We start from the raw sequence: 20,426 nt of genomic DNA, 5'->3' as shown, positions 1-20,426 counted from the left end.
CTCGTGTGAAGAGGGGTCAATTAGTATGACAAAGCCGCACGACTTGTTGCATTTTCTGCGTGCTTATCACGGCTTAACTGGTTTGCTTATTCGTTGCGATGGATGGGTGTTGAGTCGATTTCTTCACCATCAAGCGATACATCACAGGCACAAAATAGAACGACAGTAACGTCGTTAGCACGGTTCCGCCAGCGATGGCGACGGCAAATGGAGGCCAAAAGCCACCACCTGCGATAATCAGTGGCATAAAACCGCCGACGGTGGTGATTGTGGTAGAGGTGATATGACGGGTACAAGACATCACTGCATCAACCGATGCTTCAATATCCCCACTGGCCGCCTTTGCATCCATTCTCAGCTCCGCAAGTATGACGATTGCCGCGTTGATGGCGAGCCCCATGATGCCAAGCATTGCGATAATCACGGTGAAGCCAAATGGGTAGTTAAACACCCAGACCGATAGCAATCCCAAGCCCCCTGCGAGTCCGGCAACCATAAAAATGATAGAGCTTAGTCTAAATGAGTTGAACGACATAACCACGACTAGGACCATCAGCACCACGACCACCGAAATGTTGGATATCAGTAGGGCCACTGAACGATCACGCTCTGCCGACTCTCCACCAAAATCGATACGATAACCAGCAGGTAAAGGATAAGACTCCAGTCGTTGTTGAAACTCGTTTAGAACCGTCTGTGGTAATACACCAGCTTGGATGTAGCCTTCAATCGTGTTGACACGTTCGCCGTTACGACGAGTGATCGCGCCGCGGCTGGTGGTCAGTTCAAGATCGGCTAGGGTGGAAACATTGACCCCAGTGGTGTAAGCCTCAGAGGCGATGGGCAGTCTCAAATTGCCAAGGTGTGATAAATTTTCGCGCTCTTCATTGGCGACGCGGACACGTATCGGTATGGATTCACTTCCTTCGGTGACCGAGCCTGTTTCGCGGCCAACCAATGTTGCTTGCAGCATATTGGCAAACTGATTGAGCGAAATACCATTGAGTTTCGCAGTGTCTTCATCCACTTTGAGCCATACTTTGGGCGTGCCAGGCTGAAGGGTTTCTCGAGTATGAGTGACATGAGGAGTATTGGCCAGAATAAGACGAATGTCTTCACCTATTGCTTTGAGCTGATTGAGGTTTTCGCCATAAACGCGAAGTTCAATAGGGGCCCTAAATGGAGGGCCTTGTTCAAGCTTACGAACCAAGATCTGAGCCGCAGGAAGTTCTCGATTGAGCCTTGCTTGTAGCTCAGGAATAAGAATATTTGCTTGCTGGAAGTTGTCCATTTTCACCATGGCTTGCGAGAAATAAGGTGCGTTATTTTGCGTGGCTTGCAAGTTGTAATAAAACGAAGGGAAGTTAGCACCCACTAGCCAATCAACTCGCTCAACACCAGAGTAGGAGCGGATAATCTTATCTACATCGTCTGTCGTTGCTTTGGTTGCGTATAGACTCGCTTGCGGGGGCAAATACACTTGTACTTCAAACATATCTCGATCCGATGGCGGGAAGAATTGTTCGGTTAATTGAGACATACTCCAATAGCCAGTGATCGGCACAGCAAGCACGGCGACAAGGGAAATGGCGGGATGTTTGATCGCTAACCTGACCGATTGGCTAAATCCTTTGGTCAAGGCTGGGATTCGCAACCCAGTGTTATACCAATGATCACCAGAGGCGTGGCTAGGTAACAGCATAGTGGCAAAGCCCGCGATGACGGTGTGCGACAAAATGTAGGAGCCGACTAAAGAAAACGATACAGTAATCGCGATGGCACCCACAAACTCCCCCGTGGCTCCCGGCATAAGAAAGATGGGGGCGAACGCTAATATGGTCGTCAGTGTTGAGCCGAGTAGCGGAACCCACAAGTGGGAGATAGCATTGATGGTGGCTTCGAGCCTAGCTTGACCTTTCAGGCGATAGCTTTGAATGGTGTCGACCATCACCACGGCATTGTCGACCATGATCCCAAGGGCTACTATCAGTCCCGTTACTGACATTTGGTTAATGGGGATGGCGGTCATTTTCATTAATGACAAGGTGATCATGCAGGTTAGCGGGAGTGCAACCGCTACCAATATCGCCGCGCGCACTCCAAGGGTAACGAACAACACAATAAGAATGAGCGAAAAACCGATAAGCAAACTTTGGCCAAGGTCGACCAATCGAGTAGTGGTGTAGCTTTGCTGATCAAACAACAGAGTGACTTTAATATTGCTTGGTAATTCGCGCTCAAACTGATCAATGACGGTTTTGGCTCGCATTGTCCATTGATCCACTCTCAGCTGCGGCTCCATGCGCGCTGCAACTATGACGCCGGGGTGACTGTCGATAATCGCGACTTCCTTTTCGGGTGTTTTCTGACTTCGAGAGACGGTCGCGATATCTTCAACGCGAATAATGTGACCGTTTTTGGCGACCAGCAGCGGCACTTGTTTGATGCGTTCAATCGAGTCTAGCTCGGATTCAATTTCTAAACCAAAACGTGAGTACTGACTCACTAATTGACCCGCAGAGTTTTTCGCATCGGCTCCGCGTAGACTGTCACCGATTTGAATACTGGATGAGCCAAAAGCTGCGGCGTCAGCGGTTCGCAGGTTAACTTGGATTTCTTCTTCCGGCATCGCATATTCGTCAACAAATTCGGTGCCGGACAAGGTACGCAGGCGTTTAGCTAGCTCTTTGGCATAGCGTCCTAGAGTTAATATATCCGCATCTCCAGCCCCATCCCAAGTCAGTGAAGTGATAACGGTAAACGCATAGGTATGATCGCTGTCGAGATCCGGGGGCGCTGTCCCTAAGGGCAGTAGAGGTTCAACGTCAGAAAGCTTGTCTCTTGCTTTCGACCAGACTGGCTCTGGTTTAACAACTTCGTCTTTAAGTTCAATCGTGACGATGGAAACGCCGGGACGAGAGCTCGATGTGAGGAGTTTAACTTCGCTTAGCTCACGCAGCTTATTTTCTACTACCTCGGTCACTAAAGTTTCGACGCGCTCGGCACTGGCACCTGGGAAGCTGGTCGTGACATTGGCAAATCGGTTGCTGATTATCGGATCTTCAGCGCGCGGAAGTGAGGTAAAGGCAGCAAGACCACTTACAATGAGCAGGGCGGTGATTAGGAGCAATAAACGAGTATTGGTAATCGCATCAATAAGCTTCATAGTGTTCCCTACTGTTTTGCGATTTCAACCGGCTGTCCTGGCACGACGCGGTGCAAGCCACTGGCAATGATCGCTTCACCATCGGTAATGGCACCGGAGACAAAGGCTCGCTCGCTATCGGCATACAGTACATTCACACTGCGCCTTTCTACTTGGTTATTATCGCCAACGACATAGACATTCCATACGCCTCTAAGACCATCAATCAGCGCTGTTAGCGGTACCCAATACCCTTTGTCTGGTACTGTTTCATCAAACGAAAGATAGGCCAGTTGTCCTTCAAGCACATCTGAGCCTTCTGGAAGTTGATATCTCAGTCCAACACTTCTCGATAGGGTATCGACCATGGCTCCTGGGTTGAGCAGCGCTACGGAATATTCATTGTTACCGACACGCACTGTTGGGGCGCTAAGCGCTGTTACGCGTTTGAGCTGCTGAGCAGGGATACCGATAAAAGCCTCTTTGCCTTCTGTTGCAAGCAGCACAAGAGTTGGTGTGCCGACATTGACCACATCACCCAATGAGACGTGACGCTCGGCGACACGTCCATCGTAGGGGGCAAGAATGGTGGATTTGTCTATTCTGAGTTTGTTGGCGTTGATTGCCGCCTGAAGTCGCACTAGATTCGCTTGTAATACGCCTTTTTCACTGGTCAATGCATCGATTTCTGCATCGGCACTAAAGCCTTTTGTTTTAAGTGATTGTTGACGCTTTAGGTTGGCATTGACGAGGTTGAGTTGAGCGCGTACTTCTCTGTCTTGCGCATTTAGCTGGCCAAGCTCGGTCTGCAAAAGGTCGGTGTTGAGCTGGATCAGCGGAGCACCTTTTGTCACGGTATCGCCGACATCGACTAAGATAGCCTCAACCTTTCCAGCGAGCTCAAACCCAAGATTGGCTTGTTGACCTGCCTTGATAGTCCCTACGTATTCGCGTTTTACCTGATATGAAGGTTTCAGCTCTACATGGGTTGTTGACACTGTCAACGGCTCGACAGCGGTCATCTCTGTGTCACTTTGTTCGCTACAGCCGATGAGTAGAGCCATAGCGCTTAATATCGATGCTTTTATTAATGTTTTTTGGGGGCGCATCATTAATTTCCTATACAACTAACTGCAATATATAGGGTAATCAATGAATTTCGTTACTGTCTACCTTGGTTATATTAATGAATGGTAAAACACCAAGAAGATGGTAAGGGTGTGACGTTGATCCGGAAATAACCAGTTGCTTTTGCTAGTTGTTTTTGAAAGGTCACGCAATCTAAAGCTCAATCACGATGCTGTTTACTGCGTTCAAACACATCAGACAAAGATTGGGTAAACCAGTTCATCATTTCACTATTGGCATGTCGAGAATGGAAATAACCATTGGCAGTGTAGTGGGCCTCAGGAACATCCATTTCAGGGTCGAGCATGACTAAATCGGGATAGTCTTGGATAGGAAAACAATCGTTAATACCCATAAACATATTGGAGTGACGTAACACATCAATAAGCACGACCGGGAATTCAGAGGCAAACCCGACCTCTAAGTCAAAGCCCAAACGCTTGAAAGTATCAACCGTCGGGCTGCTGTGCTTGCTATAGTCACTCACCAACAGTCGTGCCAGAGGGTAGGAGACAAGGCTTTCTGGAGTTATGGGACTGCCGATCACCGGATGTTCGCGCCTGACGATCAATTTTGCAGTCAGTTCAGTCAACTCTTGTTCGACCAAGAAAGGAAACTGCTCGGTGATGGGAGCGTTCACACCCAACAGGATTTCACCTTTTTCGATATCCTGAATAGTGTGCTCGTTCCATGAGGTGATGTTCACGCTTAGTTTCGGGGCTTGCTGCTTGAAATGGCGGTAGAGTTGCCCAGACACCGAGAACACAAACTGCGATGACAGAGCGATGGTGATTTCCCCTTCAAGATCGGCGGGATCAAATTCGCTACTGGCGTTGATAACGCTTTCCAATTGATGCAGTAGCGGTAAAAGCTCCTGTGCAAGTTGTTCGGAATACGTGGTCGGGGCAAGCCCTGTTTTGACTTTAACAAATAACAAGTCGTCAAAATGATGTCTGAGTTTTTGCAAAGACTGGCTGACCGCGGGTTGAGATACAAACAAGCGCTCTGCGGCCTTGCGCATATTCTTTTCTTCTAATAGGACTTTGAATACACGAAGTAAATTTAGGTCGAGATTGCTAAATCGATTTTTGGCCAAGCTGGTTACTCTTGTTTGTGGCATCACCGAGGACCCTAACACGTTGTGGCTGTGAAATGTCAAAGAGCCAACAATTCGATTGGTGGCTCTGGTAGTAAATAGTTACAAGCTGTAAAGGCGTTAGAAGCGATAGCCAACCGTAAACGAGAGAGAGTCAGTATCAAGCACATCATAACTGCTCATATCATAATGTCTCAATCCCTGTTGAGTGAGCGGCATTGTAGAAACAAGCAGTTATCGGGACTAATCATCTTTGTTTACTAGCCTCATTAGCGATACTTATCAGAAAGCTTGGCACTATGATCAACCTTCATTTGATGGGGTGCATCTTGAAAAATCCTCACTGTAAATCTCCACTCAGCTTGGTAGGTTGAAGTCATGGAAAACCAAAGGATTGGGGTCTGTTATGGAGTTTTGGATAAAGCTGGAATATTTGGCACTGCAAATCTGGGCGATATTTGTGATAAAAGCGCTGCTGTTCGGTTGAATTGAGGTAACAATGTGAGTGGTAACGACACAATGCACTTATAGTCCTTGAAACCTTGTTAGGTAATTCGCAACATAGTGAACTAAGGAAGAAAACATCCATAGAGACAAGAAGAAACATGGCTGATAAGTTATCAATTGAAACCAGCAGGATGCTATTACGTGTGACCGAGCCTTCCGACATTGATCTCTATGTAAAATTGCTCACCAATCCAGACGTCGTTCGATTTCTACCAACCGGCAAGCCGTTTGGTCACGAGTATATTTGTTCATACTTGGAGCAAAAACTAGCGCATTGGGAAAAGGGCTTTGGCACGTTCACCGTGGCACTTAGAGACCAGCCCCATATCGTGATTGGTTATGCAGGTGTTGAACAATTACCAGATTCACCGTATCACGATATTCGCTACGGTCTATTGCCAGAGTTTCAAGGCTTCGGGTACGCATTAGAGGCAGCGAAAGCGGCAATGACGTTTGCGCTGGACAATCACGACCTAGATGAAGTGTTTGGTGTTGCAGTAAAAGCGAATCTGGCGTCGCTGCGGATCCTCAAAAAGTTAGGGATGTCGCCATCATCACAAACACTATACGACAGTGATGACCTCGTGACATTAAGCTTGAAGAAGTCGTTATAACCCAAGGACAACAGATGGTACAACTCGACAATGGGTTGGATGAGCAGGGCCACATACGCAACATCTACTCACCTTCACATATTCAAACGGACTTTAACAGCGTAGTGGGCGCTGCAATTGGCGAGCTGACGGCAACACTGCCTGATCAAATCGATGGAATTTATCTGTACGGCAGTATTGGTCGCGGCAACGCGGTGATCGGCCAGTCGGATCTCGATCTTTCTATTGTTCTTAAACATCCTCAGAGTGAGGCCCAGCGCCAGACTTTTAAAGAAATAGCGCGCGATTTTCCAAGGCGTCACCCGCAGATAAGTAAAATCGACTTAGATATCGGTCATGTCGATGAGGTTTTGCAAGCCGGTGAGTATTACCGCTGGCAGTTTTGGCTTAAGCATTGTTGCTGTTGTGTCTGGGGCAATGATTTGTCGACACGATTTGAATGGCACAAGCCCAGCCACAATATTGCATTGGCGATCAATGGCGACCTAATTGAGTTCACCGAACAAATGCTCCCCAAACTGTTAACAGGCTCAGAGTATGGCATTGAAAAAGTGATTGGAAAAAAGTTACTACGAACTGCTTATTACTTTGTCGCGGAACGTGACCCTAGTTGGTACACAAATTTGGAACAATGTTTTGAGGCCTGCATCCGACATTATCCGAATCATATTGAAGAGCTTGAAAAAATCTATCAGGTGGCGACTGGAGATCTAATAGCACCTAAAGATGCACTTTATCTTTTTGAGGGGTTTAGTCAGTTTTTAAACCACAAATGGATAATATGATTCACACAAGTTTTAATGCCGCTTTATGGCCGACCAAAGGATCTCATATGACAAAAAACCAGCTCCTCAGCCAGTTATTTCTACGAGAGTCACACACTAAAAAGCTGGCATTACCAACTCAAGAGAGTCTTGATACCGTGGATCCAATAATGTTTCAGGAATGGCAAAACAGCAAACGAGAGTTTGTTCCTATCGATGTAGCCAACACTCATTGGATCAAAACGTGCACAGAGGGATATATCACCGAAGTGGTGTTTCATGCCGATGGCACGTTAAATGAGTACCGATTGTTTGATCGTTTTGAAACTCAGGGGACGTGGTTATTGGCTGACGGCATCTTACATGTGGAAATCATCAAAGGGGATAATCGCTATTCCTTTGGCGTAGTGGGCAATGCAGACGTGAACATTCATTCTGCGATTGAGCATAAGAACGATGAGCTGCACTCTTATCTTAAACTGGCGCAGATTAAGCCTAATTGATCAAAGTTGAATGATGTCGAGCTGGAAGTGCGATAGCCAGTAGGACGGCTACCGCAACTCTTACATATTCTCGGCTACACCATGATTTGGCTTTCAAAACCAAGTAGGTGCTGCTTGATCTCTTTGGACGCAAAAGATTTAGATACGCTGCTTAGGTAGATGCTTCTATAGTCCTCTTTAGTGAGTTTAAATGTTTCCCACACCTTCTCCACTTCTTTGGTCATCGTGGTGTTAGACACAGTACGGTTGTCAGTGTTGATGGTGACGACCACATCGTCTTTATGGAACTCACTCACAGGGTGGTCAGCAAACTTTGCGACACATTTGGTTTGCACATTGCTTGTTGGGCATAGCTCAAGCGCAATCGCCTTGTCTTTTACAATAGAGTAGGCCTGCTCGTGATCTTTCATGTGCACGCCGTGACCAATACGCTCGGCATCAATGACAGATTTGATGTCATCGATTGGCATGCCACGTAGCACAGACAAGATGTAGTTGCCGTGGATATCGTAGAGTGCTTCTGCTCGTTTCATTCCTTTCGCGACACTGTCTATGATTTCGGTAAGTTCTAAGCCTTTTTGTTGATGGAGCAAAGGCCCAAATCTTACCTCTAGGTATTTGACGTTTTCTTTTGCCGCGTCTTCAAACAGCTCAAACGAAATGCGCTCTAACGCCCCTTTATTCTGCATTATTTGTAGAGGCAGAGCGAAACAATCTAAGTATTCGTCGAGGTTCTTACATTCTTCTGGCATAGGTACCTTAATACCGATCCGAGCCACGTTTGGATGCGCAAACTGATTGTGAATTGGTGTGGCCATCAACCAAGTGAAGTTGAGAGTGGCTAAAACTTGGAAAGATCTAGAGCAGTTGAACGACTGTTGGGATAAGACCCCAGTAGACACTAGCGCGTGTCTACCGAGTTGAATCCAAAAAATGAGTGAAGGTTTAGCGGATCATCTGACGGAGCTTTGCAGATAAAATGTCGGTAGCAAATACCAATCCAAGAATTACGAGCACACAGGCCGCCGTGTCGCCGTACTCAAACATCTTCATCGATGTCATTAGCTCAAAACCGATGCCACCAGCACCAATCATGCCGAGTACAGCCGAGATACGAATATTGGCCTCCAGACGATAGAGGATCACGCTGATCCAGTTTGGAAAGACTTGTGGTAACACTGCAAATAAAATGATTTGCGCTTTTGAGCAGCCCGACGCTTTCATTGCTTCAACGGGACCTTGATCCATTTCTTCAATGGCTTCAGCAAAGAACTTTCCTACCATACCCGCGCCGTGAAGCGATAGCGCTAAAACGCCTGCAAAAGGGCCAAGGCCAACCGCAGCAACGAAAATAAGCGCTAAGATCAGTTCATTAATACCGCGAAGTACATTTAATACTTGGCGAGAGATATGGTATAGCGGCTTACTTGGGGTGATATTTTTTGCAGCCAGCAGGCTCATAGGGAGCGCTAATAACACCGCAAGAACTGTACCCCATAACGCGATCTGCAATGTTTGAATCGCAGGACCGATGAGGCTTTCGGTAATGTAGCCTATATTCGGTGGCAGCATACGAGATAGAAAATCCCAAATCCATGGCAGGCCGTTAGCAAGTGCTGAGATATCCATGCGAGCACCAATGGCCGACCAGTGCAACACAGCGTAAAGCGCAATAAGAATAGGTAATGCGATCCACCAGCCGTGCTTTGGTGGATTGGCGATGAACTGTAATTGACGAGTTTTCATTCTACGCTACCTTCTCTTGTTGAATGCGTTGTTGACGTCTTTGCTCTGCCATGCGCAGTACCAATTGACTGATGCTGTCATCTTCTAAACCTGAATAAATTTGGTTGACGACTTCTGGTGTGAGATCTTCAGGTAAGCCATCAAAGATCACTTTGCCATTGGATAGTCCAACAATGCGCTCGCCAAATTCCATCGCATAGTCAATTTGATGGAGATTACAAAGCACTGCGATATTTCGTTGCTTACAGCTATTTTGTATGTATGTCAGCACCTTACGGGAAGACTTTGGGTCTAAGCTCGCGACTGGCTCATCGGCGAGCATCAGTTGTGGGTTTTGTGCCAGTGCACGGGCAATGCCTACGCGTTGCTGCTGACCGCCGCTGAGGCTATCGGCACGAGCATCGATTTTGTCGGCGAGTCCAACTTGCTCTAGGCACATTTTTGCAACCTCAACATCTTGTTTTGGAAACAGTTGTAGTGCGCAGCTCCAAAACGGAAGTGAGGCCATGCGGCCGACCAATACATTCTTAATGACCGAAAGACGTTTGGTGAGGTTGTGATGCTGGAAAATCATCCCCACAGCTTGGCGAATTTGGGTAAGCGCTTTGCCCTGAACGTGAGCGATGTTGTGTCCGTTTAGCTCAATATCGCCGCTGGTGGCCTCAGTTAAGCGGTTAATACAACGTAAGAGTGTCGATTTTCCTGCCCCTGATGGGCCAAGGATTACCACAAATTCTCCCTCGTTAATGGTTAGGTCAATACCACGTAGTACGTGGTTATCACCATAAGATTTGTGGAGATTGTTTACTTTAAGCATGAGTTACCTCTTTGTGGTTTGGCGCTCACAGGCAGCACCAAACCTTGAATTGGGTTATTTAAATTTCGCCGCTTCACGAACTGGGTTGTAGGCTGCATCGTTGGTCTCGATATAGCGGTTCACGACACCTTGGTCACCAAACTGAACCGACTCCATGGATAGGAACGCTTGCTTGATCTTTGCCTTGTCGTGAGCAGGAATGTCGTTGCGCCAAACCATTGGAGACTCAGGGATCGATTCTGATCTCCAAATTACTTTGTATTCATCTTTACCGATGATGCCTTTGTCTACAGCAGAAGTGAGGATGCGATCGGCAACGGTTGCTGCGTCCACTCGACCATGTTTGACCGCGAGGATGTTGGCATCGTGTGCCCCGGTATAAACCACGTTCTTAAAGTACTCACGTGGCTCAATGCCTTCATTTTTGAGTCCAACGTAAGGGAAAACATAGCCAGATGTGGACGTTGGAGAGACGAAAGCGAAGTTCTTGTTTTTAAGATCTTTGAGGGTATTGATGTCGGTTGCACTCGCTGGAGCAATGATTTGGCTGTGGTAAGCCACATCACCCGCTTCCGCTGTTTCGGCTACTACGAAGGCTTCAACATCGGCAATTTCTGCAGCCTTAACATAAGAGAATGGACCAAGGTAAGCGATATCAACGTGTCCTGCGCGCAACGCTTCAATCACACCGTTGTAGTCTGTGGCAACAAACCCTTCGACCTTAACGCCTAATTGGTCACTGAGTCCTTTGATCAGGGCTTCACTTTGCTTGATCATGGCGCGTGAATCTTCTGATGGGATCAGAGCGATTTTTAAATCATCCAGTGCCGATGCGCTAAATGATGTCAGCGATGATGCTGCCGCTAGAGATAGAGTAAGCAGTGTCTGCTTCATGTTCATGGAGTCGTTCCTTTAAATAAATTGATTCAGTAATTGTTGAGAGCAGCCTGGAAAGTTTTTGCCACGTTCTCCGTCTAGTGCGTCGGTGACAATTTGCTGCCATTTTTCTTTGCTGTAGCCGTAATGCTCTGGGCTGGTATGTACATCGAGCTTGTGTATCCAGCTCTCTAGCTCTTTTGCAGCACCGTTGAGATCGTCTCCAAATAGCTGACGCAAGCGCTGCGCCGTTGGGCAGTCACTAAATGCAAATGAGCAGAGCACGGCAGGCAGAGTGAATGAGCAGGCGATGCCATGCGGCAAGCCGGTTTCTAGTGTCACCGCGTAAGACATGTTGTGCGCGATGGATGTTTTAGTATTGGAAAATGCCAGCCCGGCGAGCAGCGAGCCTTTCATCATCTTCTCTCGAAGGCCGAGGTTGCCTGGCTCGTTGACCAGCTTTGGTAATGTTGTTCGAATTAGAGCAATGGCCTCCGTCGCGTAAACCAAAGAAATCGGGTTCGCGTTGCGATTCCAAATACTCTCCATGGCGTGGGAGAGGGCATCTAGGCCGGTTTGAATGGTGAGTGACACCGGAAGGTTCAGTGTTAAAGCGGGATCGCAAATCGCTGTTTCTGGAAATAGTGCGGAGTCATTGAGTGAATACTTACAGCCGCTGTTTTTGTCCCAAATAGTCGCCCATGACGTGACTTCACTTCCTGTGCCAGTTGTCGTTGGAATGACAACCATTGGCAGCGGGTTTTCGACAGGTGCGTTTTGCTTGAGGACGTTCGCCACGATGCGGCTTTCACCTTTCGCAACCGCAAGCGCTTTGGTGGTATCGATGACAGAACCGCCGCCTAGTGCGACTAATACTTCAATCTCATCTTGATGAGGCTCAAAGGCAGCGCAGATGGCCTCAAGGTCGGCGAGATCTGGATTCTCTGCGACTTGATTGAGCACAGTCACGCAGCCCGGACATTGCGCTTTAATTTCTGTAGCAACTGCAGCGAAGTGAGCGTTGTCGTAGGTCACTAGTGCGTAGCGTCGGTTGTTGAGCTGTTGCCTTAACGCCGACAGTGAACCTTCACCAAATAGGATGTTGACTGGGTTATTAAATTTCCACATCGATTTATCTCTAATTTGTTTTGATGTGATGAATTTAATTTATAAAAGTGACACTTTTATTTAATGAAAATACTATTTAATGGAGCGCAACATAGAAAAAAACGATGTAGAAATGGATTGCTAACTCACTGAGTTCTTGAGTTATTAGTCAGAACTTAGGTGTAGTGATGGGAACCTCATTATGAAGCACACACAGTTACGCTCATTTCATACAGTCGCCAAGTTGGGTAGTTTTTCAGAGGCGGCGAAGGCCCTCAACGTATCACAGCCAACCATAACGGCGCAGGTAAAAGAGCTAGAGCAGCGTTACAACGTGGCGCTGTTTTTTCGTCAGCGGAGCAATAACCGACTCACCGATGTGGGTCGTCAATTGTTTGAACAGACTACGTTAATGTTCTCGATTCAAGAGCGCGCAAAAAAACTGCTTGAAGCCAACGGAGCTTTGAAAGTCGGTCAATTCAAAATGGGCGCGGTAAGCCCAGCAGCCGCATTGCCATTAGTCGAGCGATTTAAACGTCATTACCCGCAAGTGGAAATCACTATGTCGACTGGAGGCTCTGCGCAAATCCGCAACGCGGTGTTATCTGGAGAGCTTGAGGCCGCGATGCTGGCGTATCGAGATCCTAATCCTAAGCTCGTCTCGCAGAAAATTGCAGAGCAGCCTGTGGTGTTGGTTGTACCCAAATCCCATCCTTTGTCATCTCGTACTGAAATCGATTTAGAAGAGTTAGAAAACACCAAGATCATTCATCGAGAGCATGGCTCCACGACTCGGAAAATATTAGAAGACGAATTGCTAAAACGCGGTATCAATATTCAAAACGATCTCGAAATCGACAGCAGAGAAGGGGTACGAGAAGCTAGTATTTATGGTCTGGGTATTAGCTATGTCGGGCTACACGAGTTTCAGCCGCACCCTGATATCACTATGCTCAGCATCCGTAACTTGGAAACCAAGTCTAAGTCCTATTTGATTTATTTAAAGGAGCTAGAGGCGCTGCCTATCATTAAGATATTGAAACGGTTTTTGAGTGAGGGGGAGATGCTCACATGAGCTCAGGATCCTGTTAGTTATAGAAAAATTGTAGTCACTAGGCTAGTTAAAATAGCGAACAATGACAGATTGATTAGTGCATTATCAGATGTCTTTTCGAGTACTTTAATGCCAACCTTTACGCCAATAAAAGAACTTAAAACAACGAGTAGCCCGATCGCGACGTTGCTTTGGCTGCCACTACTATAACGAACGGCCGTTACCCCAGATAGGATGACGGCGATGACGATAGAGCTACCCACAGCTTGCTTGACTGTTGTGCCGAGAACATTTTTTAGCGCAGGTAGCAGTATTACGCCACCACCTATACCCGTTGTGCCAAGCACTGAGCCGCTTAATGCACCGACGCTGAGAGCTGCGGACATGCTTGTTTGTTGATGACAAGATGCCGTTTTTGACTTACGCCCTAGGTACAAAGCAACGAATGCACCAGCCATAGTGATAACAACGCAGCCTTGCACAAAACTCTCGGTAACGGACTGAAGTGAGGGGGTAGCGGCAGATCTTACGATGATCTCAGTGGCAATGATGAGCGTAGGCACAGCGCTGATAAGGATGATCCTGACATGGCTCCAGTTTACATTTTTGCAGCGAATATGATTCAACGCGGCGTTTATCTTGATTAAGGTGGCGATAATACTTGCGGTGCCAACAGCAGTCACAATCGGCATAGCAAAACTAAGTTGTAACGCTGGAATAATGATCACTCCGCCACCGACACCTGTCATGGTCATAAGGCCTCCAACAACGATACCAATGATAATTGCGTACGTGATGTGATGAAGGGGAAGAGTGAGAATGTCCGCTAACATGATGAGCTCCAAAGGCCTATATTTCAGTGACCTCTTAACCCATGATTGGAAAAGAGGTCTATGAGGTTACCTGATGGTTACTTAATCCAGATTGGGCTTGTCCAACCGATATTGTGATCTTTTTGGAATACGCGAAGGTAAATGTAAGCTGCTTCTTCCTCTAATGAGAATTCATCCAAGGTGATGTCAAATTTGTGGCCACCGACGGACCACTTCTCAAAAACTTCCCCGTTAACAACAAGCTCGACTTTAGTCATTGGATTCGGTGTAATCGCTTCAATATGCAATTGATAGGCATCTGCGCGGTTAGCGTCGTTGCCAATGAGTACGTTGTCTACCTTGAGGTCTAGGAACATACGTGGATGGGTGGTGGCAATGGTTCTACGCGCTTTCATGGCATCAAAAATATCCGCACGGGTTTGTGAGCCCGCAATAACACCAGTAATGCCGCCATAGCCTGGGTTGCCGTCATGACCGTCACTGTTGGAAACGAAACCAAACTTTTTACCACGATTTAAGAAATCTACGACCGTGTTGTCTTTGACGTTATTGCGAGCTTTATGAACCATAGGATTCTTCGCGTACTCAAATCTACCCCACTGAGCGGAATAGACTTCAATCATGGTTTCATCGGTACTGCTAGGCTCCCAATTGGCAAGATCAAACCCTTTTTCGAACTTGGCGTCTTGGTTGTCGACGTGTTTGGGGTTACGGCCGTTACAGAATCTATGCAGGTGAGGAATGGTAATGAACTCACGCCCTTTGTAGATATCCCAAATATCATGGATTATGGTGACTTCACGATCTGGGTACTTTTCTTCTAAAAGTGAGTTCTTGAACAGCACTACTGTATCGCCACGTTTGCCATGGAGTTCAAAGCCGCAGAAGGTGACGAATGTTCCTTCTTGATTGAATTTGTCACATTGTTCACCAATTTCTTGCCACGTCGCTTTATCGATATTAAGGCTGCGGTCTTCGTTAAAGGTGAAGGTTTGTTCAGATAGCGCCACAAAATCGAGGCGAGCAACATCTTTAGCATAGGTGTAAGCATTGCGAGGGTAGGCACCACAATCATTGTCACGAATGTTGGCTGTTAGGTTGGAGTGCGTGTGAGTATCACCCCAATATATTTTTTCCTGCACTGTTTCTGCAACTTTGATGGCGGCAGGAGCAATGTGCAGTTCGGTATTTTCTACGGTTGCAAGGTAACGACCGGCAGGGAGCCGTGCTTCTACATCACCATATGGAACATTGTGGAACTGGAGTCTTTCACCACTATCAAGGTTAGTGAAAACAACCGTTAATGCGTCACATTGATAATGTTTGAGCGGATTTTCAAATCTGTCCATTGCGAGCATGGTGAGTTTGAATGGCTCGTCTTGTGCAACCAGGGTTGGTGCGACGAGTGAGAGCTCTGTGGCGGTTCCAGGCTTAAGTGTTATGTCGGGAAAGACGGGTAGGCGTCGAGTGACATCACTGTCGCCTAAGGTAATATCAAATGTTTTCTCAATGCGACATACGTCGTCGTTGAATGCACGAATACCGACTCGGGTTGGCGCCGCGTCACCTTTCAAAAATAGCCTGTCTACACCGCCAAATTGAATAAAAAACGACTGTCCGGTTTGAAACTCGTCAATTAGAGTGATATGAGCTTGTCTAGAAGAGTCCTTCCAACGGTTAATATGACTAAAGTTTGTGTCGACTTTTTTGATGGCGACATCAATTTCTAGACTTTCTTCATCAGCTAATGCGTAAATGTAGCTCGGTTTCCAGTAGTCGTAGCATTGTAAATACTCTTCAGATAGTTGATGTTGATATGGTTGAACTGTAATGACAAACTTGGTGCCTGATGGCAATGTGCATTTTGGCTCAACTTCTAGCCGCCATTCGTACTCACCATTCACTTCTATTTCTGCTTGTTGTGTTACACGAAAAGCCGCAACGTCATCTAAATAAGTATATACATTCATAATCTCTAATTCTCTACGTCTGTTCTCGAATAAAACTTATTCTTCTTAATGTGTGGCTAGTTTAATATTGGTGCGTATGCTTCATTCTGATTGGATTATTTAATGTTACATAATTGCCATATTGATTAATAAACTAGCGTATATCTAAATAAAATAGGTGCACATCAATATGGGGGATATGAGCACCCTGGTAAGTCGTTGTTTTTAATATATAGGTTCATCGAGAAGATACAGTATGACTGTCGTCATACCGGATTATGGATTTTTACAATTAGTTGAAAAAAGAAGCCACAGCTCACACATTGATAAAGTTATCATCGTGCTATGATCATCATCATATCTGCGTAATAAAAAACCTAATAACGTTTAATTACGAAAAGGACGCATAGCTCGGGGCTATGAATTGGGTTGTTATTATAAATAATATAATTTAAGCAGAATGCTTGGAGGCACGTGTGAAACAATTACTGTCATCGATATTAAATCAATTACAGAGGGTAGGCGGTGCTTTAATGCTGCCTATTGCTGTATTACCAGTGGCGGCCTTGCTACTTCGTTTTGGGTCTGCAGACTTGCTTGATTTACCATTTGTGAAAGCATCTGGGGGAGCGATATTTGGCGGGTTACCGTTACTGTTTGCTGTCGGTATCGCCGTCGGGTTAGCCAAAGACCACAATGGTACTGCTGGCGTTGCTGGCGTTATCGCACATTTGATCATTCTCGAAGGTGCAAAAACCATTACACCTGACCTTAAGATGGGTGTCTTATCTGGCATTATTGCCGGTATTATGGCGGGCTATCTTTACAACAACTTCAAAGACACTAAGTTGCCAGATTGGCTTGGTTTCTTTGGAGGGAAGCGTTTTGTACCTGTCGTGACGGCATTGTGTTCTATCTTTATGGCTTTCATTGTTGGACATGGTTTCCCTGCTATTGGTGCTGCAATCAACGACATTGGCATGTGGATGATACAAAGTGGCGAACCAGGTCTATTTGTTTATGGTGCAATGAACCGTCTTCTCATTCCATTTGGTTTGCATCATATCCTTAACAGTATTGTGCGCTTTATGTTCGGTTCATACACAGATGAAAGTGGCGCCGAAATCATTGGTGACCAGCTACGTTTCTTTGCCGGTGACCCTGAAGCCGGTGCATTCATGACGGGTTGCTATGTCGTGATGATGTTTGGTCTACCTGCGGTCTGCTTGGCGTTTTATGTAACGGCGAAAAAAGAACGTCGTCCAGCCTTAGTGGGAATGTTGGTTTCTATAGCACTAACAAGCTTCCTGACGGGGATCACAGAACCTGTTGAGTTCTTGTTTATGTTCACTGCGCCAATTCTATTCGCTCTACACGCTATCTTTATGGGAGCATCTTACGTAATCAGTGATTGGCTAAATATTAAACATGGCTTTGGTTTCTCGGGAGGTTTCATTGATTACGTGTTGAACTGGGGACTCGCAACGAACCCGATTCGAATCATCCCTCTAGGTCTTGCTTATTTTGCTATGTACTTTGTTACCTTTACTGCCGCAATTAAGTACTTCAACCTTAAGACTCCTGGGCGCGATGATGAGGAAGAAGAAGTCGTTGCCTCAACGACAGATACGAGTGGTTTAGCCGCTGCTTACTATGATGCTGTTGGAGGCTACGACAATATCACCAATATTAACTGTTGTATGACGCGTCTTCGCCTTACTGTCAGCGATAGCTCCGCTATTGAAGATTCGGCTTGTAAGAAGTTGGGAGCGGCAGGTGTGATTCGACCAACTCCGACAACGATTCAGATTATTGTTGGCACTTCTGCTGAAGCCATCGCCGGAGATATGAACGCTATCCACAAAGAGAAGGCGTTACAGGAACAAAAGCAGTTTGAAAGCGCTAAAGCGTAATTGGGTTGTGTGAGTCTTCAAGCCGAACTTAGTCGATGCTAAGTTCGGCTTTTTTCTTGTTTTTTGCTATCGGAGAATGTGGTGTCGGTTCATATAATTGATATTATCGTTCTTAGTTAGATATCCAGCCTAGAAAGCCCAACCTTTATGCTGGTATCGTCGGTGAGTAAGAGACTAAGACGCATTCCGGAGGGAAAATGGATCACTACCGATTAGCGGCATGCGATATAAAAACGGTTGTTTTGCCAAAGGGAAAGTTTCTCTATGATCAACATGATGAGCCAGACTGTTTCTATTTTATCGTATCTGGTTTGGTATCGCTGCAACGCTTATTGCTAAATGGAAAAGAGGTGATGAGTCGCGTTTATAAAACCAATCAATATTTTGGCTATCGAACGCTTTTGTCCGGACAGAATTACCACGTAGGTGCCAAAGCTTTGACTGATCTCACTCTTGAGCGGGTAGTGGTAAGAGATTTTGATCAGTTCTTTCAAGAGAACCCAAGATTTGTTCGTTATCTATTCTCTGAAATGGCAACAGAGCTCCGCCACGCTGAAATCCGTTTGTCCAAAATGTCTACGCACAGCGTCGAGTTAAGGGTCATTGATAGCGTGATTGATTTAGTTACCGCTGATGCAGATTATAAGTGGACATATAGGGAAATTGCGGCTTATTCGGGATGTTCAACAGAAACGGTTATTCGTGTCAGTAAAAAGCTCAAGAATAGTGCTTTAATGCATGGAGAAAACACCAACAAATCTTTTGAACTAGTGAAACTGCAGCAAGTTAGAACACAACTAGCGTTAGGAGAGAAGCTGTAAGAATGACCCAAATCTATTTCGTCTGTGGCTTTATTGGTTCCGGTAAGACAACGTATTCTAAAGCGTTGGCCGCTAAACATGGTGCGTTTCGGTTTTCTATTGATGAATGGATGATCCCTCTCTATGGCGAGCATATGGGGCGGGAGGTATTTGATCTTCGTCTAGCAACGCTTCAAGGGTTATTTAAGGACTCTGCCTTACAGCTTTTTTCTCTCGGCGTGCCGGTAATATTTGATTTTGGGTTTTGGACTAAAGCGGATCGGCTTGCTGTTACTGAATGGGCATCGAGTGTCGGTGCGAGCAGTGAAATTCACTATTTGGATGTGGGGTTTGATGTTTGTAAGCAGAGAGCATTCGCCCGTAACTCAGAGCTTAACGGCCAATCTTATGAAATGACAACAGAGATGCTGGCGTTGTTTTGGTCTTGGTTTGAGACACCGAAATCAGATGAGAGTGTGGTGTGGATCCAGTCAGCGGGCTAACTATCGCTACCCTCATTATCGAAGCAACCAAAAGGAGGAAAGGTATCGCACCTTTCCTCCTTTGTAATGCTAAAGCCTACTAAACACCTAGAATGCCTTTTATTGCCATCGTTGCGTAGCTGCCAGTTGGCAATGTGAACTGCAACTCACAGCTGTCAGAGTCGAGCGATTTGGACTTAAAGTGGCAATAAATAAAACAGTCTCTGGTTGCGGAAAGTTGCTTAATTTCACCATCGATTGCGCGCCACTTGTCTATGGCTAATTTGTTCGGAAGCTGATGCGCGGCGAACTCATCTTGGTTTGGAGCAAAATAACGGTTGTCTGCGATGCGGATAGAGGCGGTAGCGGAGCCTTGTGCTTGTATTAGCTCACTGAGCTTCTTATTCCACATGTGCGAGCCATGAGAGCAAAGCCAAAACGCTCGTTCACGCATAGGTATCACAGAGTCTACGTTGTCTAGTGTTACCTCTCTATTGGCAAGCACGCCCGATTCTCGAGCGAACTCTAGGCATTTGTCGAGATTGCCTTCAAGGTAGTGCTGTCCTATCAGATGTGTCAGCGCAGGCTGATTGGGTAAGCCGAAGCGTTGGCTGTCATAGTAATTCGGAACTCTAAGCTGAGTTTCATTAATGTTTGATAGTGCATTTTGAGCTTCTTTATTAAGCCCTCGCAACACAATTTTAAACGCATTACCAAGGTTAGAACCAACAGTGATTTTATTATTGGAGTAGCCAATTTGGTATAACTCCAGCCAAAAATCGCTGGATTTATCCTCAAATTTTTCAGGGAGTATACTGCTTTCAATGGTGAGGTATTGCTGGGTAATTCCTTCTTCATCTTTTAATCCAGCTACGCCAACTTGACCTTCTTCTAAGTTAAATTCTTGGCTTATTATATCTATCGCATTAAACGTTGAGATCCCACTCTTCACTAGACAAAAAAGGCGGTAGTCTGTAGGGCCGTCTGCAATATCTAAATTAATGATTTCGCATACCCTAAAGTCTTCGTTTTTTTCCTTCAATCTATAGTTCATCCACTTCTCCTTGCGGTAACGATTTATTTCTCACATGC

Annotated in this window: 17 protein-coding genes and 1 pseudogene; 7 read left to right on the top strand and 11 right to left on the bottom strand. The window is 46.1% G+C overall.

From position 1 onward, the window contains the following. Nucleotides 1-73: 73 nt before the first annotated feature. The 3 genes from AAA946_RS21405 to AAA946_RS21395 all read right to left on the bottom strand — a co-directional run bounded on the left by AAA946_RS21405 (nucleotide 74) and on the right by AAA946_RS21395 (nucleotide 5,393). Complete coding sequence (locus AAA946_RS21405) at nucleotides 74-3,166, bottom strand: efflux RND transporter permease subunit (RefSeq protein WP_338166770.1); 3,093 nt, start codon at nucleotides 3,164-3,166, stop codon at nucleotides 74-76. A gap of 8 nt (nucleotides 3,167-3,174) precedes the next feature. Continuing rightward, nucleotides 3,175-4,254 (bottom strand): efflux RND transporter periplasmic adaptor subunit, encoded by a 1,080-nt coding sequence (locus AAA946_RS21400; RefSeq protein ID WP_338167219.1) that lies wholly within the window; start codon nucleotides 4,252-4,254, stop codon nucleotides 3,175-3,177. Nucleotides 4,255-4,433: 179 nt separating this feature from the next. Further along, nucleotides 4,434-5,393, bottom strand: coding sequence for a LysR family transcriptional regulator (locus AAA946_RS21395; protein ID WP_338166769.1), 960 nt, complete (start codon nucleotides 5,391-5,393; stop codon nucleotides 4,434-4,436). A gap of 581 nt (nucleotides 5,394-5,974) precedes the next feature. On the opposite strand from AAA946_RS21395, the gene AAA946_RS21390 reads away from it, so the two are divergent. The 3 genes from AAA946_RS21390 to AAA946_RS21380 are packed head-to-tail and all read left to right on the top strand — an operon-like array spanning nucleotide 5,975 to nucleotide 7,757. Continuing rightward, complete coding sequence (locus AAA946_RS21390; RefSeq protein WP_338166768.1) at nucleotides 5,975-6,490, top strand: GNAT family N-acetyltransferase; 516 nt, start codon at nucleotides 5,975-5,977, stop codon at nucleotides 6,488-6,490. A gap of 14 nt (nucleotides 6,491-6,504) precedes the next feature. Further along, nucleotides 6,505-7,275, top strand: a complete 771-nt coding sequence (locus AAA946_RS21385; protein WP_338166767.1) for a nucleotidyltransferase domain-containing protein — start codon at nucleotides 6,505-6,507, stop codon at nucleotides 7,273-7,275. A gap of 47 nt (nucleotides 7,276-7,322) precedes the next feature. Beyond that, nucleotides 7,323-7,757, top strand: a complete 435-nt coding sequence (locus AAA946_RS21380; protein ID WP_338166766.1) for a hypothetical protein — start codon at nucleotides 7,323-7,325, stop codon at nucleotides 7,755-7,757. A 74-nt stretch (nucleotides 7,758-7,831) separates the two neighbouring features. On the opposite strand, the pseudogene AAA946_RS21375 reads toward AAA946_RS21380, so the two are convergent. From AAA946_RS21375 to AAA946_RS21355, 5 genes and pseudogenes are all read right to left on the bottom strand, one after another. Next, a pseudogene (locus AAA946_RS21375) lies at nucleotides 7,832-8,509 on the bottom strand (adenosine deaminase); the annotation flags it as partial. 193 nt (nucleotides 8,510-8,702) lie between these two features. Continuing rightward, nucleotides 8,703-9,503 (bottom strand): phosphonate ABC transporter, permease protein PhnE, encoded by an 801-nt coding sequence (gene phnE / locus AAA946_RS21370; protein WP_338166765.1) that lies wholly within the window; start codon nucleotides 9,501-9,503, stop codon nucleotides 8,703-8,705. A gap of 1 nt (nucleotide 9,504) precedes the next feature. After that, complete coding sequence (phnC, locus tag AAA946_RS21365) at nucleotides 9,505-10,320, bottom strand: phosphonate ABC transporter ATP-binding protein (protein WP_338166764.1); 816 nt, start codon at nucleotides 10,318-10,320, stop codon at nucleotides 9,505-9,507. 54 nt (nucleotides 10,321-10,374) lie between these two features. Beyond that, the gene (locus tag AAA946_RS21360; protein WP_338166763.1) at nucleotides 10,375-11,220 is read right to left on the bottom strand and encodes a phosphate/phosphite/phosphonate ABC transporter substrate-binding protein; all 846 of its coding nucleotides are present in this window, start codon (nucleotides 11,218-11,220) and stop codon (nucleotides 10,375-10,377) included. 12 nt (nucleotides 11,221-11,232) lie between these two features. Continuing rightward, nucleotides 11,233-12,324, bottom strand: a complete 1,092-nt coding sequence (locus AAA946_RS21355; protein WP_338166762.1) for a phosphonoacetaldehyde reductase — start codon at nucleotides 12,322-12,324, stop codon at nucleotides 11,233-11,235. 181 nt (nucleotides 12,325-12,505) lie between these two features. Here AAA946_RS21355 and AAA946_RS21350 point away from each other — a divergent pair, with 181 nt between their 5' ends. After that, entirely contained in the window at nucleotides 12,506-13,378 is an 873-nt protein-coding gene (locus AAA946_RS21350; protein ID WP_338166761.1) for a LysR substrate-binding domain-containing protein, read from the top strand. A gap of 17 nt (nucleotides 13,379-13,395) precedes the next feature. Here AAA946_RS21350 and AAA946_RS21345 read toward each other — a convergent pair whose 3' ends face one another. Next, nucleotides 13,396-14,190 carry a sulfite exporter TauE/SafE family protein gene (locus AAA946_RS21345; RefSeq protein WP_338166760.1) on the bottom strand — a complete coding sequence of 265 codons (795 nt, stop codon included), beginning with the start codon at nucleotides 14,188-14,190 and terminating at the stop codon, nucleotides 13,396-13,398. 77 nt (nucleotides 14,191-14,267) lie between these two features. Further along, the gene (locus AAA946_RS21340; RefSeq protein ID WP_338166759.1) at nucleotides 14,268-16,160 is read right to left on the bottom strand and encodes a DUF3604 domain-containing protein; all 1,893 of its coding nucleotides are present in this window, start codon (nucleotides 16,158-16,160) and stop codon (nucleotides 14,268-14,270) included. 512 nt (nucleotides 16,161-16,672) lie between these two features. Here AAA946_RS21340 and AAA946_RS21335 point away from each other — a divergent pair. From AAA946_RS21335 to AAA946_RS21325, 3 genes are all read left to right on the top strand, one after another. Continuing rightward, entirely contained in the window at nucleotides 16,673-18,052 is a 1,380-nt protein-coding gene (locus AAA946_RS21335; protein WP_445206129.1) for a PTS transporter subunit EIIC, read from the top strand. 197 nt (nucleotides 18,053-18,249) lie between these two features. After that, nucleotides 18,250-18,873: a Crp/Fnr family transcriptional regulator gene (locus AAA946_RS21330; protein WP_338166757.1), complete on the top strand. Its 624-nt coding sequence runs from the start codon at nucleotides 18,250-18,252 to the stop codon at nucleotides 18,871-18,873. Nucleotides 18,874-18,875: 2 nt separating this feature from the next. Next, complete coding sequence (locus tag AAA946_RS21325; protein ID WP_338166756.1) at nucleotides 18,876-19,355, top strand: AAA family ATPase; 480 nt, start codon at nucleotides 18,876-18,878, stop codon at nucleotides 19,353-19,355. Between the two features lie 79 nt (nucleotides 19,356-19,434). Here the strand turns inward: AAA946_RS21325 and truD are convergent, their stop codons facing one another. After that, nucleotides 19,435-20,388 (bottom strand): tRNA pseudouridine(13) synthase TruD, encoded by a 954-nt coding sequence (truD, locus tag AAA946_RS21320; RefSeq protein WP_338166755.1) that lies wholly within the window; start codon nucleotides 20,386-20,388, stop codon nucleotides 19,435-19,437. Nucleotides 20,389-20,426: the final 38 nt, after the last annotated feature.

The sequence above is a fragment of the Vibrio sp. 10N genome (assembly GCF_036245475.1).
Classification (GTDB): domain Bacteria; phylum Pseudomonadota; class Gammaproteobacteria; order Enterobacterales; family Vibrionaceae; genus Vibrio.
This window is presented reverse-complemented; position numbering and strand designations above follow the sequence as displayed.